This window comes from Dokdonella sp., assembly GCF_035511235.1.
Lineage (GTDB): Bacteria > Pseudomonadota > Gammaproteobacteria > Xanthomonadales > Rhodanobacteraceae > Dokdonella.
In genome coordinates this window covers 25,381-40,857 of the sequence record NZ_DATKFQ010000021.1, presented here as the reverse complement: position 1 = coordinate 40,857, position 15,477 = coordinate 25,381, and the positions used below count along the sequence as shown (strand labels likewise).

Genomic DNA, 15,477 nt, shown 5'->3' with positions numbered 1-15,477 from the left:
CGCTTTCGAACCGAGCTGCAGGCCCGGCGCCGGCTTAGGGCGTCGGACAGCTCGTCGGGCGCGAGTTCGGATCCTGGCCATCCGCGAACAGGCGGTCGCCGATCAGGCGCAGCACGAAATGGCAGGTGCCGGCAGGTCCTGAACTCTGGCCGGCGACGATCAGGCCGCCGCGGCCGTCGGCGTCGACGCCGGCGATCCGGTCGGCATTGCCGTCCGTCCCGAGTACCGGCATCAGGTAAGCCGGGCCCTGCCTCCCCGCCGGGAATGAAGGATCGGTCGAGGCGTCGTCGCGCAGCCGCACGAAAGCCAGGCCGGCCGGCTCGGCAAACGTGTCGGCGGTTCCGAGGACGACGAGCCGGCGGTCGGCGGTCGGCATTGCGAACGTGCCGGATAGCAGGGCGGCGTCGTTGACGAGGCGGGCGAGACCGGGGCGACCAGGCTGCTGCGCGGCCGCGTTGAAGCGCGCATCGACGCTGCCGGCCGGCGTGAAGCGTGCGACATCCAGCGAGAACGACAGGCTGACCGTCGAGACGAATTCGTGTCCGACGACCGGACGGCCGGCGCGATCGAGCTCGAGCGAGCCGACGCCGAGGACGTCCGAGGCGGACGACGCGCCGTCCAGCGTCACCAGTCCGCCGCCGAAACCGGTATCGAGCGTGCCGTCGGTCGCCAGCCGGGCCAGCGCCAGTCGCGGCGCTTCGCCGGTCATGCGCGTGGCGCCGGCGACCAGCAATCGCCCGGCCCCATCCAGCTGCAGGCGCCGCGACGTCGTCGGCGCGGGCAGCCAGGCGATGCCTTGGCTGCCGTAGCCGGTATCGAGCCATCCGTCGGACCGGAACCGCGCGACGGCTGCCGCCGGCTGTCCGGTCGGGGCGGCCAGGAGCAGACGCTGCTGCGCGTCGGCGACCAGCGTGCCGAGATAGGGCGTACCGGTCGGCTGCGTCGCCTGTGGACCGTAGTCGAAGCGCGCATAACCGATGCCGGCGAAGCCGGGGTCCAGATGTCCGTTGGCAGCGACGACGCCGATCAGACTCGTACTCGTGAGCTGCTCTCCGGGGCCGAGCACGCCGCTCGCGAACGCGATCCGGCCGTCCGGCAGCACGGTGACGTCGCCGAGCTCGGCGCCCCACGGGTAGGCCGTCGCGTCGAGCGGCAGCGCGAAGCGTCCGCCGCTGCCGAAGGTGGTATCCGGCACGCCCTGCGGCGTCAGCTTGTCGACGTAGGGCAGCGGTACGCCCTCGCGCACCTGGGTACCGGCCAGGAAGATCGAACCGTCGGCGGCGACACGCACGGAGCGCAGGCTGGCCTGATTCGCCGGTGCATCGATCCGCGGCAGCAGGCTGACGCCGTCCTGCGCGAAGCCGCGATCGAGCAGCGGCAGCGCTGCCGCCGCCAACGGTGAGGCGGCGATCGCCAGGGCCAGTGCGGAGATTCGGATGTTCATGGCTGCGCACTCCTTCGCGTGCGTAAGGGATTGCTCCGGCGCGTATTTCGTATAGTTTGAGCCTTTTTCGCCGGATCGGCCACCGCGTCCGGGACGCGCGGTTTGCGTTCGTTTCGATCGCCAGGCTTGTGCCGGCCGGATATAGTGCCTACAATAGCGGGCTCTGATGCGGGGTGGAGCAGTCTGGCAGCTCGTCGGGCTCATAACCCGAAGGTCGCAGGTTCAAATCCTGCCCCCGCTACCACGGCATTGGAACGATACGGCGACCTCGGCAACGGGGTCGCCGTTTTCGTATCTGGCGCTCGCATGCCCGTCAACGACCTCGACGGCACGGCGGCATTGGCGCGAATGCAGCCGGCGCGGCCGCGGGCCGTTGCCGGCGGTCCGGATACGGGACAGGCCGGTGCCGGCTCGAACGCCTTGCATGGCGACCGCTCCCGGCGTCCATCTGCGTTCCGCGACCTCCGACGCGGCCGGAGCTTTCCGGCGCGGTGATGCCGCATGCCCGGACCGGCAGCGCACCGTGACTGCGTTGCGTCGTGCGTGCCGGAGGCGCCGATGCGGGCGTCGCCGAGCGGCTCCCTGGGTGCGCGCCGTCGCTGGGTCCCAGCTCGCTAGCGGCCTCTGCCGCAGTAGATCGCATGCAGCGTGGCGATGACCTCCCGGGCCGGGCCTTCGGCCAGTGCATACAGGATCGTCGGGCCGCGCCGCCGCGTGGAAACCAGCCCGTCCTCGCGCAGCACCGCCAGGTGCTGGGACAGCGCCGACTGGCTGAGGTCGAGCTGGGCGTTGAGCTCGCCCACCGAGCGCTCCCCTTCGGCCAGCATGCACAACACCAGCAGCCGGGTCTCGTTGGCGAGGGCCTTGAGCAGGCGTGCCGCGTCACCGGCGTGATGGCGCATCGCCTCCGGATCGATCGTGGCCAGCTTGGAGCGTCGTCTGTTCAGAGAGGGGCGGCCATGGAGGGCGGTTCGGCGGCGGTCCGGCATCGGCGGTACCCGCCGGCCGGGCAGTAAATCACGATCCACGGGATCTGCGACAGCACCGACGGTCCGTATTCGGGCGCTCGTGCGGACGTCGGCCGCCCGGACGGCAGGGGATTTCGGACCTTTCGCCTTCGATCCGCTCCGTGACGGATCATATATTAGTTGACTCTAATATTAGGCATCACTAAAATTTGTCTCGATTGCGATCGATTGACCGGGATCAATCCGATTGCAGCCGTGCCACCCATCATGGCGGTCACCCCGGAATGAGGAGCGCGTCGCGGTGGGCATCGTCGTCATCGGAACCGGATTCGCGGGCATGAGCGCCGCGTGCGGGAGGCGGCCGCGGCCGGCCGCTGCCCACGTCGCTTCATCCCGCTCGATCCGCGAGACGCCCGTGCTGCCCGTGCTGCCGCCGCGTTCCATGCCTGATCACCGATCCACGAGGAGCCCAACATGAACATCGACCGTGCCGTGATGGCGTTTGCCGGCGCCCTGATTCTTGCCAGCCTCGCGCTTGCCTATCTCCTTTCGCCCTGGTGGCTGCTGCTGACCGCCTTCGTCGGCCTCAATCTGCTGCAGTCGAGCTTCACCGGCTTTTGTCCGGCGGCGATCGTGTTCCGCAAGCTGGGCGTTCCCGGCGGCTGCGCGTTCCGCTGAGCGGGACGCGGTACGCTGCGATGCGGACCTTGCGCAATTGCCTGGCTGTCATGGCGTTCGCGGCGCTGGCCGCCTGCGGCCGCGATCCGGAGCGCCGTGTGCCGCCGCCGCTGCCGCCGCTGGAGACGCAGGTCGCCGCCGCGGTCGACGGCGACGGCGGGCGCGCCTGGGACGGCGTGGTCGAGGCGGTGCGGCAGGCGACGTTGTCGGCGCAGACCTCGGGCCGGGTGACCGCAGTCGAAGCCGACCTCGACGATCGCGTCGAACGCGATGCCGTACTGCTGCGCATCACCGCGGTCGAGCAGCAGGCGGACATCGACACCGTGCAGGCGCAGCTGCGCGCCGCGCAGGCGGCAGCGGCCGAGGCGGAGCAGACCTACCGCCGCTATGCCGCGCTGGCCCCGAGCGGATACGTCTCCCAGTCCCAGGTCGACCAGGCGCGCGCGGCGCGCGACAGCGCGCGGGCGGCGCAGGCCGCCGAGGTTGCGCGGCTGGCGCGGGCCACGCAGCAGACCGCGTACACGGTGGTGCGCGCGCCGTTCGCCGGCATCGTCAGCCGCCGTGACGTCGAGCCCGGCGAGACCGTGGTGCCCGGGCAGCCGTTGATGACGGTGTACGCACCCGGTGCGCTGCGGGTCGAGGTGAGGGTGCCGCAGTCCGAGGCCGCCGCCATCCGAGCGGCCAAGCGTGCGCGGGTCGTGCTCGCCGATGGCCGCGTGCTCGATGCCGCCGACGTGACCGTATTCCCCACCGCCGATCCGGCCAGCCACAGCACCGGCGTGCGTATCGCGCTGCCGGACGTGGCCGCGGCGCCGCAGCCCGGGACCACCGTGAAGATCCTCTTCCCGATCGCCGCCACGCCCGACGCCGCCCGCTCGCCGCCGGTGCGGATTCCGGCCGCGGCGCTGGTGCAGCGCGGCGAGGTCAGTGCCGTGTACGTGCTCGCCGGCGGGCGGTTGACACTGCGCCAGGTGCGCATCGGCCAGCGTCTGGGCGATGCGGTGGAGATCGTCGCCGGCCTGCGCGCCGGCGAGGTGATCGCCGTCGATCCGGTCGCCGCCGCGCAGGCAGTCGTCGCGCAGCGCAAGGCGGTGGACCCGTCGTGAGCGGCGACGGTCCGCAGGGCGGTCGCCTTGGCCTGTCGGGGCGGCTCGCGGCCGCATTCCAGGCCAATCCGCTGACGCCGATCCTGGCGCTGGCCGGGCTGCTGCTCGGTGCGCTGGCCGTGCTGACCACGCCGCGCGAGGAAGAGCCGCAGATCGACGTGACCATGGCCAACGTGTTCGTGCCGTTCGCCGGCGCCAGCGCGCGCGACGTCGAGCAACTGGTCAGCACGCCGCTGGAACAGAAGCTGGCGGAGATCGAGGGGGTCAAGCACGTCTACTCGATCAGCCGTCCGGGCATGGCGGTGCTGACCGTCGAATACGTCGTCGGCGTGCAGCGGCAGCCGGCGATCGTGCGCCTGTACAACCAGGTGTATTCGAACCAGGACTGGATGCCCGAGGGTGTCGGCGTCGGCCGGCCGCTGATCAAACCCAAGGGCATCGACGACGTGCCGGTGATGGCGCTGACGCTGTGGACCGACGATGCGCAGCGCGGCGCCGCCGAGCTGGCCGAGGTCGCGCATACGCTGGAGAGCGAGCTCAAGCGCATTCCCGGCACCCGCGACATCTACACCATCGGCGCACCCGACCGTGCGCTGCTGGTGACGCTGGATCCGGCCAGCCTCGCCGCCTACGGGCTGGCCGCAGCCGACCTGGCGCAGGCGCTGCAGGCTGCCAACCTCGTGCGTCACGCCGGCGAGCGCGTCGCCGCCGAGGGTGCGGTGCCGGTCACGGCCGGGCGTTTCCTGGCCTCGCGCGAGGAGGTTGCGGATCTGGTGATCGGGCTCGACGGCGGCCGCCCGCTGCGCCTGTCGGACGTCGCCGACATCCGCGACGGCGGCGACGTGCCGTCCCGCTACGTCTGGCACGGCGCGCCGCCCGGACGCGACGGACCGGCGGCCGGCGCCGCGCCGGCAGTGACCATCGCCATCGCCAAGAAACCCGGCAGCAACGCATCGGACATCACCGCGGCGGTCACGCGCCGGCTGGCGCAGCTCCAGGGCGAACTGATTCCCGAGGGCGTGCGCGTCACGATCACCCGCGACTACGGCCGCACCGCTACCGACAAGGCACAGAAGCTGATCCAGAAGCTGGTGTTCGCCACCGGTTCGGTGGTCGTGCTGGTGCTGCTGATGCTGGGCTGGCGCGAGGCGATCGTGATCGGCAGCGCGGTGGTGCTGACTCTGGCGCTGACGCTGTTCGCGTCGAAGACGATGGGTTTCACGCTGAACCGCGTGTCGCTGTTCGCGCTGATCTTCTCGATCGGCATTCTCGTCGACGATGCCATCGTGGTGGTGGAGAACATCCACCGGCACATGGCGCGCGGCGGCATGTCGCTGCTCGAGGCGATTCCGCCGGCGGTGGACGAAGTCGGCGGGCCGACCATCCTGGCGACGTTCACCGTGATCGCGGCGCTGATGCCGATGGCCTTCGTGTCCGGGCTGATGGGGCCGTACATGCGGCCGATCCCGATCAACGCCTCGGCCGGCATGCTGCTGTCGCTGGCGATCGCGCTGGTGGTGACGCCGTGGCTGTCGCTGAAGCTGTTGTCGCGCCACGCGCCTGTCGACGGACGGTCCGACGCCGTCGGCGCGCCGGCCGGCCGCCTGCATCGCCTGTTCGAGCGCCTGATGCGGCCGTTCCTGCATGGCGCGCGTGCGCCGCGCCGGCGCCGCTGGCTGTTCGCCGGGATGGCGGCGCTGGTGGCGCTGGCGGCGTCGCTGGTGGTGTTCCAGCGCGTGGTGCTGAAGATGCTGCCGTTCGACAACAAGTCCGAGCTGCAGGTGATCGTGGACCTGCCCGAAGGCCGCACCGTGGAGGACACCAGCGCGCTGTTGGGCGAGCTCGCCGTCGTGGTCGACGCCGTGCCCGAGGTGCTCGACTACCAGGGCTATGCCGGCACCGCGGCGCCGATCAACTTCAACGGCCTGGTGCGCCAGTATTTCCTGCGCAGCGCCGGCAACGCCGGCGACCTGCAGATCAACCTGGTCGACCGGCATGCGCGCAGGCGCCAGAGCCACGAGATCGCGCGTGCGCTGCGGCCGCTGCTGGTGGCGGTCGGCCGGCGCCATGACGCCTCGGTGAAGGTGGTCGAGGTGCCGCCCGGGCCGCCGGTGCTGTCGCCGCTGGTCGCCGAGCTGTACGGTCCCGATTACGCGCGCAGCCGCGTACTGGCGCGCGATCTGCAGGCACGCTTCGAGCGCACGGCGGGCATCGTCGATGTCGACAGCAGCGTGGAGTCGGACGCTCCGCGCGAGACGCTGGTGGTCGACCGGGCACGCGCCGCGCGGCTCGGGGTGCCGCAGGCGGCGGTCGCCGAGGCGCTGGCGATGGCGATCTCGGGCCTGGATGCGACGTACGTGCACGATGGCGCCTCCAAGTATCCGCGGCCGGTGCGCCTGCGGCTGCCCGCCGCCGACCAGTCACAGCTCGAGCGCCTGCTGACGCTGCAGGTGCGCGGCGGCGCCGGCCAGCTGGTGCCGCTGTCGGAGCTGGTGCAGGTGGAGCGCGCGCCCTGGGACGGCGCCATCCACCACAAGGACCTGCTGCCGGTGGTCTACGTCACCGGCGACGAGGCCGGCGCGCTCGACAGCCCGCTATACGGCATGTTCGACCTGGTGGGCCAGCTGCGCCGCGAGCCGGTAGCCGGCCAGCGCCTGCAGCAGGCCTTCATCGCCCAGCCCGCGGACACCAGCGGTTTCGCGGTCAAATGGGACGGCGAGTGGCAGATCACCTACGAGACCTTCCGCGACATGGGCATCGCCTACGCCGCCGGCATGCTGCTGATCTACCTGCTGGTGGTGGCGCAGTTCCGCAGCTATCGGGTGCCGCTGGTGATCATGGCGCCGATCCCGCTGACGGTGATCGGCGTGATGCCCGGCCATGCGCTGCTCGGTGCGCAGTTCACCGCCACCAGCATGATCGGCATGATCGCGCTGGCGGGCATCATCGTGCGCAACTCGATCCTGCTGGTGGACTTCATCAACCATGCACTGGCCGAAGGGCGCAGCGCCGAGGACGCGGTGGTCGAGGCGTGCGCGGTGCGGGCCAAGCCGATCGTGCTGACCGGGGTGGCGGCGATGCTGGGCGCGTTGTTCATACTCGACGATCCGATCTTCAACGGGCTGGCGGTGTCGCTGATCTTCGGCATCCTGGTGAGCACGGCGCTGACCCTGATGGTGATCCCGCTGCTGTATTACGGCCTGCCGGCCGTGCAGGCGCGCCGCGCCGCCGGCGCATGATGATTCCCTTTTCGAGGACGGTCATGAGCACAGAACAACCCATCCGCGTCACGCTGGAGCAGGACGGCGGCTACGCCTTTCGCATCCGCTTCGACGACGAGGGCATGGCGCCGCTGCTCGGCGACGAGCCGGCGCCGCTCGGCGAGGGCCGCGGGCCCAATCCCGCGCGGCTGTTGCTGGCGGCGGTCGCCAACTGCCTGTCGGCGAGCCTGCTGTTCGCACTGCGCAAGTACCACAATACGCCGGGCGCGCTGCGCGCCGAGATCACCGCCACGCCGATGCGCAACGCGCAGGGCCGCTGGCGCATTGCGCAGGCCTTCGTCGATATCCGGCTGGCCGAGGGCGGCGAGACGCATGCGCAGCTGGAGCGGATCCTGGACCAGTTCGAGCAGTTCTGCCTGGTCACCCAGAGCGTGCGCGAGGGCATCGATGTCGCGGTCACGGTGCGGGACGCGCACGGCCGCGTGCTGCTCGGCGACCGCCGTCTCGAGTCCGGCGGCGCGTGAATCGTCGGTCCGCATCGCGTGTCCGCGCCGCCACGGGCCATGGCGCGGCGGGGCGCGATGCGCCGCCGCGCGGGCGCTGCAACCGGCCGCGGCCGGCGGCTGTCGGGAAAGATCGGCCCCTCCGCTCGGCCATGGACTGCGGCGGCAGCTGCGGCCTCCGGCCGCGAACGGCGCGTCCTTCCGAGCGCCCGGGCGTCAGGGACTCCGTGTGCTGGTGCGCCTTTAAAAAATGTCAGAACATTCAAATGGTTGCTTTGCGTTCGTGGCGCGCCTCCCGGGCCGCGCCGGCCGGGGCTGCATGGCGCTTGGAGGCGCGGCCGGCGCCGGCGCCCGCAGGTCCTGCGTGGACGAGTCCGCACCGCCGGCCGCGGCGACCGAAACAGTTGGACGATGCGCGCCGATGCGGCTATCATGCGCGGCCTGCCATATGGCGGTGGATGATTCGACGGGTTCCGTCAGCTGTCCGACGGAGCCCCCGCCATCAGGTCTTCAGTGAAGGGCCACCACGGTGGCCTTTTTGCTGAGCGCAGGACGCGCACGTTGCCGATGTAGCGGATGCAAGACAACGGCGGACTTAAGGAACGGGGCCTCGGCCCCGTTTTTGTTTCCGACCTGGGTTCGCCGGCCCGTGCCGCCTCGGCAGACTTCCTGAAGTACGCCCAGGGCGATGCGACAACGTGAAAGAAGAGGAACTGACCCAATTATTGACGCCGATCGTGGCCGACCTCGGTCTGGAATGCTGGGGCGTGGAATATCGCCCGAGCGCCGGCAACAGTCTGTTGCGGGTCTACATCGACGTCGCCGGCCGGCCGGTCACCGTGGACGACTGCGAGGCGGCCAGCCGGGAGATCTCGGCGGCGCTGGACGTGGACGATCCGATCAGCGGGCGCTACACGCTGGAGGTCTCGTCGCCGGGCATCGACCGGCCGCTGTTCACGCCGGACCAGTTCGCGCGGTTCGTCGGAGAGCAGGTCAGGCTGACGGTCGGCCTGCCGGTCAACGGCCGCAAGCGTTTCCAGGGTCGCCTGACGGCCGTGGAGGGCAGCGCGCTGACGCTGGCGCTCGAGGACGGCACGTCGGTCGTGCTCGAGCATGGCAACGTCCAGGCGGCGCGCCTGGTACCCGACTATGTCGCGCTCGGCCTGGCGCCGGCGAAGAAGCCCGGCGGCGCTGCGCCGGGCAAGACGAAGAAGAAGGCGTGATGTTCATTTCCGGTCCGGTGACCTTCCGGCGCCCGGTGGAGTAGGAAGCGATGAGCAAAGAACTGTTGCTGGTGGTGGATGCGGTCGCCAACGAGAAGGGCGTGCCGATGGAAGTCATTTTCGAGGCGATGGAAGCCGCGCTGGCCTCCGCCGCCAAGAAGCGCTATCCCGATCAGGACGTCGCGGTCCGTGTCGCGATCGACAAGGAGACCGGCGACTACGAGACCTTCCGCCGCTGGGAGGTGGTCGCCGACGACGTCGTCATGGAATCGCCGGACCGGCAGATCCGCCTGATGGATGCCGAGGACGAGCGCCCCGGCTCGCAGGTCGGCGACTTCGTCGAGGAGCAGATCGAGAATCCGGACTTCGGGCGCATCGCCGCCCAGGCCGCCAAGCAGGTGATCGTGCAGCGCGTCCGCGAGGCCGAGCGCGCGCAGATCGTCGACGCCTATCGCGACCGCATCGGCGAGCTGATCACCGGTGTCGTCAAGCGCGTGGAGCGCGGCAGCATCTATCTGGATCTGGGCGGCAACACCGAAGCCTACATCCCGCGCGACAAGTCGATTCCGCGCGAAGCGGTGCGCGCCGGCGACCGCGTGCGCGGCTATCTGTACGACGTCCGTTCCGAGATCCGCGGTCCGCAGCTGTTCGTCTCGCGCACCGCGCCGGAATTCATGATCGAGCTGTTCAAGCTCGAGGTGCCCGAGGTCGGGCAGGGCCTGGTCGAGATCAAGGCCTGTGCCCGCGACGCCGGCGACCGCGCCAAGATCGCCGTGCTCGCGCACGACAGCCGCACCGATCCGATCGGCGCGTGCATCGGCATGCGCGGCTCGCGCGTGCAGGCGGTGTCCAACGAGCTCAACGGCGAGCGCATCGACATCGTGCTGTGGAACGACAACCCGGCGCAGTTCGTCATCAACGCGATGGCGCCGGCCGAGGTGCAGTCGATCATCGTCGACGAGGAACGCCATTCGATGGACATCGCGGTCGCCGAGGACAAGCTGTCCCAGGCGATCGGCCGCGGCGGACAGAACGTGCGCCTGGCCAGCAAGCTGTCGGGCTGGCAGCTCAACGTGATGACCGCCGATCAGGTGCGCGCCAAGTCCGAGTCGGAGCAGGAGGCCGCGCTGCAGCTGTTCATGAGCAAGCTCGAGGTCGACAACGAGATCGCACAGATCCTCGTGCAGGAAGGCTTCTCGACGGTCGAGGAAATCGCCTACGTGCCGACCGCCGAGCTGCTGGCGATCGAGGGCTTCGACGAGGACATCGTCGAGGAGCTGCGCGCGCGTGCCCGCGACGCCCTGCTGACCGACGCGCTGTCGGCCGAGGAGGAGATCGAGGAGCACAAGCCCGCCGACGAGCTGATCGCCGTTCACGGCGTCGGCGACGATCTCGGCTACGAGCTGGCCCGGCACGGCATCGTCACGCGCGAGAATCTCGCGGACCTGGCGACCGACGAGCTGATGGAGCTCGGCATCGAGGGGCTCGACGAGGCGCGCGCCTCGGCGATCATCATGGCGGCGCGCGAGCTGGAGATTTCATAGTCGTGGACGCAACGCCGACGCAGGAAGCGCCGGCGGGCAACGAGTGGTTCGTTGCCGTATTGACGGGACGCGTCCGGCCGCGCATCGAGCGCCGGGCGCCGCGTCGGAATCGTGCGACGGGCCGTGAGCGGTCCGGCGCATCGCAGGGCAAGTGCAGGCAGGTTCGGGAGTAAGCGCAATCATGTCGGACGTCACGATCAAACAGCTGGCCAAAGTGGTAGGTACGCCGGTCGACAAGCTGCTGGCCCAGCTCGCCGAGGCCGGCATGCCGTTCACCGATGCCGACCAGGTCATCAGCAGCACCGAAAAGGTCAAGCTGCTCGGCTTCCTGCGCCGCACCCACGGCAAGCAGGAGACGCCGGCCGAGACCGCGGCGCCGCGCCAGGTGACGCTGCGGCGGCGCACGGTCAGCGAGCTGACGGTCGCCACCGGCGCCCGCGGCAGCGCGGCCAAGACGGTCAACATCGAAGTGCGCCAGAAGCGCACCTACGTCAAGCGCAGCCTAGTCGACGACCAGACGCCGGCCGATGCCGAGCGCGAGGACGCCCTGCGCAAGCTCCAGGAGTCGCAGCTCAAGCGCGAGTCCGAGGAGCTGGCACGGGCCGAGGCCGACAAGCGGCGACAGGAAGAGGACGCCAAGCTGCGCGCCGCCGACGAGGCGCGGCGCAAGGCCGCCGAGGAAGAGCAGCAGCGCAAGGCCGCCGAGGAGGGCGCACGCCCCGAAGCCGACGGCAAGAGCCGCGCCGCGGCCGAGCCGCGCGAGGCCGAGCGCGCCGCGCCGCCGCCGCCGCCGCGCCGCCCGGACGACCGTTCGCCGGGCGATCCGCATCGCCACAAGGGCAAGACGCACGGTTCGCACCGCATGCAGGAAAGCGGCGCGGACGAGGAGGCGCCGCGCTATTTCGGCGCCGAGCTGCACCTGTCGCGCGAGGGCGCCGCCCGCCGTACCGGCGGGCGCAAGAAGCCGCGCAATATGCGCCAGCCCGACACCGGGTCGCGCTCGGGCGCCGGACATGGTTTCTCCAAGCCGATCGCACCGGTGGTGCGCGATGTCGCCGTCGGCGAGTCGATCACGGTTGCCGATCTGGCCGCGAAGATGGCGGTCAAGGGTGCCGAAGTGGTCAAGGCGCTGTTCAAGATGGGTGTCATGACAACGATCAACCAGACCATCGATCACGATACCGCCGTCCTGGTCGCCGAGGAGCTCGGCCACAAGGTCACGCGCGCCGCCGAGAACGACGCCGAGGTGACCCTGCTCGCGCATCACGACGACCAGCAGGGCGAGCGTACCTCGCGTCCGCCGGTGGTCACGATCATGGGCCACGTCGACCACGGCAAGACCTCGCTGCTGGACTACATCCGGCGCACCAAGGTCGCCGCCGGCGAGGCGGGCGGCATCACCCAGCACATCGGCGCGTATCACGTCGAGACCGACAAGGGCGTCATCACGTTCCTCGATACGCCCGGCCACGCCGCGTTCTCGTCGATGCGCGCACGCGGTGCGCAGCTGACCGACATCGTCGTGCTCGTGGTGGCCGCCGACGACGGCGTGATGCCGCAGACGATCGAGGCGATCCAGCACGCGCGCTCGGCCAAGGTGCCGCTGATCGTCGCGATGAACAAGATGGACAAGCCGGAAGCCAATCCGGACAACGTCAAGCAGGGCCTCGTGCAGTACGAGGTGGTGCCCGAGGACTGGGGCGGCGACGTGCAGTTCGTGCCGCTGTCGGCCAAGACCGGCGACGGCGTCGACGCGCTGCTCGACGCGATCTCGGTCCAGGCCGAGGTCATGGAGCTGAACGCGGTGCACGACGGACGCGCCAGCGGCGTGGTGATCGAGTCGAGCCTCGACAAGGGGCGCGGTCCGGTCGCGACGGTGCTGGTGCAGCAGGGCACGCTGAAGAAGGGCGACTTCCTCGTCTGCGGCGTCGACTACGGCCGCGTGCGCGTGCTGTTCGACGAAGCCGGACGTCAGGTCGACCAGGCCGGCCCGTCGATCCCGGTGCAGATCCTCGGCCTGTCCGGCGTGCCGGCGGCCGGCGACGATTTCGTCGTCGTCGCCGACGAGCGTCTGGCCAAGGACGTGGCACAGCAGCGCGAGCAGAAGCGCCGCGAGTCGCGCCTGGTCAAGCAGGCCGGCAGCCGCATGGAAGACATCATGGCGCAGATGGGCCAGGGCGCCGAGCAGCAGTCGCTGAATCTCGTCGTCAAGGCCGACGTGCAGGGTTCGGCCGAGGCGCTGCGCGAGGCGCTGGTCGGCCTCAGCAACGATCTGATCCGCATCAACGTGATCATCTCGGGCGTCGGCGGCATCACCGAGTCGGACGCCAACTCGGCGGTCGCGTCGAAGGCCACGATCATCGGCTTCAACGTGCGTGCCGACGCCTCGGCGCGCCGGATCATCGAGGCGAACGGGCTGGATCTGCGCTACTTCTCGATCATCTACGACGTGATCGACCAGGTGAAGCAGGTCGCCAGCGGCATGCTCGGCACCGAGGTGCGCGAGGAGATCATCGGCATCGCCCAGGTGCGCGAGGTGTTCCGCTCCTCGAAGTTCGGCGCGATCGCCGGCTGCATGGTTGTGGAGGGCACGGTCAAGCGCAACAAGCCGATCCGCGTGCTGCGCGACAACACGGTGATCTTCCAGGGCGAGCTCGAGTCGCTGCGGCGCTTCAAGGAGAACGTCGACGAGGTGCGCAACGGCACCGAATGCGGCATCGGCGTCAAGCAGTACAACGACGTCAAGCCGGGCGACCAGATCGAGTGCTTCGAGCGCATCGAAGTCGCGCGCACGTTCTGACCGGAGCGGGATATCCTCATGGCCGATTTCACCCGCTCCGATCGTGTCGCCGTACAGCTGCGCAAGGAGCTGTCGGTGCTGGTCCATGCGGCGGTGCGCGATCACGCATTGCCGTCGGCGAGCGTCTCGGACGTCGAGGTCAGCCGCGAACTCGACGTCGCCAACGTCTACGTGACGACCCTGGTCTCCGAGCAGGGGCCGGCGGCGGTGGCCGCGCTCAAGGAGATGGCCGGCGAGTTCCGGCGTGTCCTGTCGCGCAGCCTGCGCATGCGCCGCGTGCCGGAGCTGCGCTTCCGCTACGACGACTCGGTCGATCGCGGCGAGCGCATCGAGTCGCTGCTGCGCGGCGACGCACCGACCTGACCGTCGCCGCCGGGTGCCGCGCATCGCGCCGTCGATCTGCCGCCCGTGCAGTCCACAGGACGATCCGGGCCTGCGCAGCGAACGAGACGATGCGATCGAGCATCGCGCGTCTCGCGGCGGTCACGCCGCCGCGTCGCCGGCTCGCGCGCGATGCGATCGTGATGTCGTTCTCTCCTCCTCCACGAGCGCGGCCCCGCGCACCGTCACGCTAGAATGCGCGGACCATTTCGTTCCTCTCCGATCCTCCCCGTGCCGGAACAACCAGACCGTCCGAACCGGACCACTGCCTGGCGCGAGGTGAGCGGCATCCTGCTGCTGGACAAGCCCGCCGGCCTGAGCTCGAACGCGGCGCTGCAGCAGGCGCGCCGGCTGTTGCGCGCCGAGAAGGGCGGCCATACCGGCAGCCTCGATCCGCTGGCGACCGGCCTGTTGCCGCTGTGCTTCGGCGAGGCGACCAAGATCGCCGGCCTGCTGCTCGGCTCGCGCAAGGCCTACGAGGCGCAGGCCCGGCTCGGCATCACGACTACGACCGACGACGCCGACGGCGACGTGCTCGAGCGCCGCGCGGTCCCTGCGCTCGACGACGACACCGTGCGCGCCGCACTGGCCGGGCTGACCGGACGCATCGTCCAGGTGCCGCCGGTCTACTCGGCGCTCAAGCAGGGCGGCGAGCCGCTGTACCGGCGCGCGCGCCGCGGCGAGGACGTCACGGCGGCCCCGCGCGAGGTCGAGGTGCATCGGCTGGATCTGAGCGGGCGCAGCGGCGACCGGCTCGATCTGCACGTCGAATGCGGATCGGGCACCTACGTGCGCAGCCTGGTGCGCGATCTCGGCGAGCGGCTCGGCTGCGGCGCGCACGTGACGGTCCTGCGCCGGACCTGGGTCGAGCCGTTCCGGCAGCCGCGCATGTTCACGTTCGAGGCGCTGGCGGCGCTGGCCGAGGACGGCGGGACGGCGGCGCTCGATCCGCTGCTGCTGCCGCTCGAGGCCGGGCTGGCGGCCTATCCGCGGGTCGACGTCGACGCGGCCGCCGCCGCACGGCTGCGCCAGGGCCAGCCGGCCCGGGCGGCCGGCGCGGCCGGGCCCGGCGCGGCGGCGGCGATCGATCCGCAGGGCAGGGCGGTCGCCCTGGTCGAGGTCTCGACCGACGGCCGGCTGCGCGCCGTACGCGGCTTCCGGCAGGCCGATCCCGCGCCCGGCCTGGCCCCGTGAGCTCGGACCGGTGCAAAACCTTGTTCCGCCGAACATTGCAAGGCTACAATACCCGGCTTTACCGACCGACTTCATTTCTCCGGGATGCCAGCGTGCGTCCCGTCTTTCGTTTCCAAGGGTTCAAACCATGTCACTCACCACGGAACAAACCAACCAGATCATTGCCGACTACCGTCGCGCGGGCAACGACACCGGCTCGCCGGAAGTCCAGGTCGCCCTGCTGTCGGCGCGCATCGATCACCTCAGCAAGCATTTCGCCAGCCACGACAAGGACCACCATTCGCGTCGCGGCCTGCTGAAGATGGTCAATCAGCGCCGTCGTCTGCTGAGCTATCTGAAGAACAAGGACGGCGACCGCTACAAGTCGCTGATCGAACGCCTCGGCCTGCGCCGCTGAGCACCCCAATCCAGGAGA

The 15,477-nt window shown here is 70.3% G+C and carries 12 protein-coding genes and 1 tRNA gene; 11 read left to right on the top strand and 2 right to left on the bottom strand.

Features of this window, described 5'->3' with window-relative positions:
- Window positions 1-34: 34 nt before the first annotated feature.
- Window positions 35-1,444: a delta-60 repeat domain-containing protein gene (locus VMR06_RS10030; RefSeq protein WP_325375772.1), complete on the bottom strand. Its 1,410-nt coding sequence runs from the start codon at window positions 1,442-1,444 to the stop codon at window positions 35-37.
- A 167-nt stretch (window positions 1,445-1,611) separates the two neighbouring features.
- On the opposite strand from VMR06_RS10030, the gene VMR06_RS10025 reads away from it, so the two are divergent.
- Window positions 1,612-1,688 (top strand) — tRNA-Met (locus VMR06_RS10025).
- Between the two features lie 370 nt (window positions 1,689-2,058).
- On the opposite strand, the gene VMR06_RS10020 is transcribed toward VMR06_RS10025, so the two are convergent.
- Entirely contained in the window at window positions 2,059-2,346 is a 288-nt protein-coding gene (locus VMR06_RS10020) for a metalloregulator ArsR/SmtB family transcription factor (protein WP_325375900.1), read from the bottom strand.
- 540 nt (window positions 2,347-2,886) lie between these two features.
- Here VMR06_RS10020 and VMR06_RS10015 point away from each other — a divergent pair.
- The 10 genes from VMR06_RS10015 to rpsO all read left to right on the top strand — a co-directional run bounded on the left by VMR06_RS10015 (window position 2,887) and on the right by rpsO (window position 15,459).
- Window positions 2,887-3,090: a DUF2892 domain-containing protein gene (locus VMR06_RS10015; RefSeq protein ID WP_325375770.1), complete on the top strand. Its 204-nt coding sequence runs from the start codon at window positions 2,887-2,889 to the stop codon at window positions 3,088-3,090.
- Window positions 3,091-3,110: 20 nt separating this feature from the next.
- On the top strand, window positions 3,111-4,196 hold the full coding sequence (locus VMR06_RS10010; protein ID WP_325375768.1) for an efflux RND transporter periplasmic adaptor subunit: 1,086 nt from the start codon (window positions 3,111-3,113) through the stop codon (window positions 4,194-4,196).
- Window positions 4,193-7,435: an efflux RND transporter permease subunit gene (locus VMR06_RS10005; protein ID WP_325375766.1), complete on the top strand. Its 3,243-nt coding sequence runs from the start codon at window positions 4,193-4,195 to the stop codon at window positions 7,433-7,435. Before VMR06_RS10010 ends, VMR06_RS10005 begins: the two co-directional genes overlap by 4 nt.
- A 23-nt stretch (window positions 7,436-7,458) precedes the next feature.
- Window positions 7,459-7,941 (top strand): OsmC family protein, encoded by a 483-nt coding sequence (locus VMR06_RS10000; protein WP_325375764.1) that lies wholly within the window; start codon window positions 7,459-7,461, stop codon window positions 7,939-7,941.
- 677 nt (window positions 7,942-8,618) lie between these two features.
- On the top strand, window positions 8,619-9,143 hold the full coding sequence (rimP, locus tag VMR06_RS09995; protein ID WP_325375761.1) for a ribosome maturation factor RimP: 525 nt from the start codon (window positions 8,619-8,621) through the stop codon (window positions 9,141-9,143).
- A gap of 50 nt (window positions 9,144-9,193) precedes the next feature.
- Window positions 9,194-10,687 carry a transcription termination factor NusA gene (gene nusA, locus VMR06_RS09990; protein WP_325375759.1) on the top strand — a complete coding sequence of 498 codons (1,494 nt, stop codon included), beginning with the start codon at window positions 9,194-9,196 and terminating at the stop codon, window positions 10,685-10,687.
- A 181-nt stretch (window positions 10,688-10,868) separates the two neighbouring features.
- On the top strand, window positions 10,869-13,487 hold the full coding sequence (gene infB / locus VMR06_RS09985; protein WP_325375756.1) for a translation initiation factor IF-2: 2,619 nt from the start codon (window positions 10,869-10,871) through the stop codon (window positions 13,485-13,487).
- A gap of 18 nt (window positions 13,488-13,505) precedes the next feature.
- The gene (rbfA, locus tag VMR06_RS09980) at window positions 13,506-13,850 is read left to right on the top strand and encodes a 30S ribosome-binding factor RbfA (RefSeq protein WP_325375754.1); all 345 of its coding nucleotides are present in this window, start codon (window positions 13,506-13,508) and stop codon (window positions 13,848-13,850) included.
- Window positions 13,851-14,099: 249 nt separating this feature from the next.
- The gene (gene truB, locus VMR06_RS09975) at window positions 14,100-15,062 is read left to right on the top strand and encodes a tRNA pseudouridine(55) synthase TruB (RefSeq protein ID WP_325375752.1); all 963 of its coding nucleotides are present in this window, start codon (window positions 14,100-14,102) and stop codon (window positions 15,060-15,062) included.
- 127 nt (window positions 15,063-15,189) lie between these two features.
- Complete coding sequence (rpsO, locus tag VMR06_RS09970; RefSeq protein WP_325375750.1) at window positions 15,190-15,459, top strand: 30S ribosomal protein S15; 270 nt, start codon at window positions 15,190-15,192, stop codon at window positions 15,457-15,459.
- Window positions 15,460-15,477: the final 18 nt, after the last annotated feature.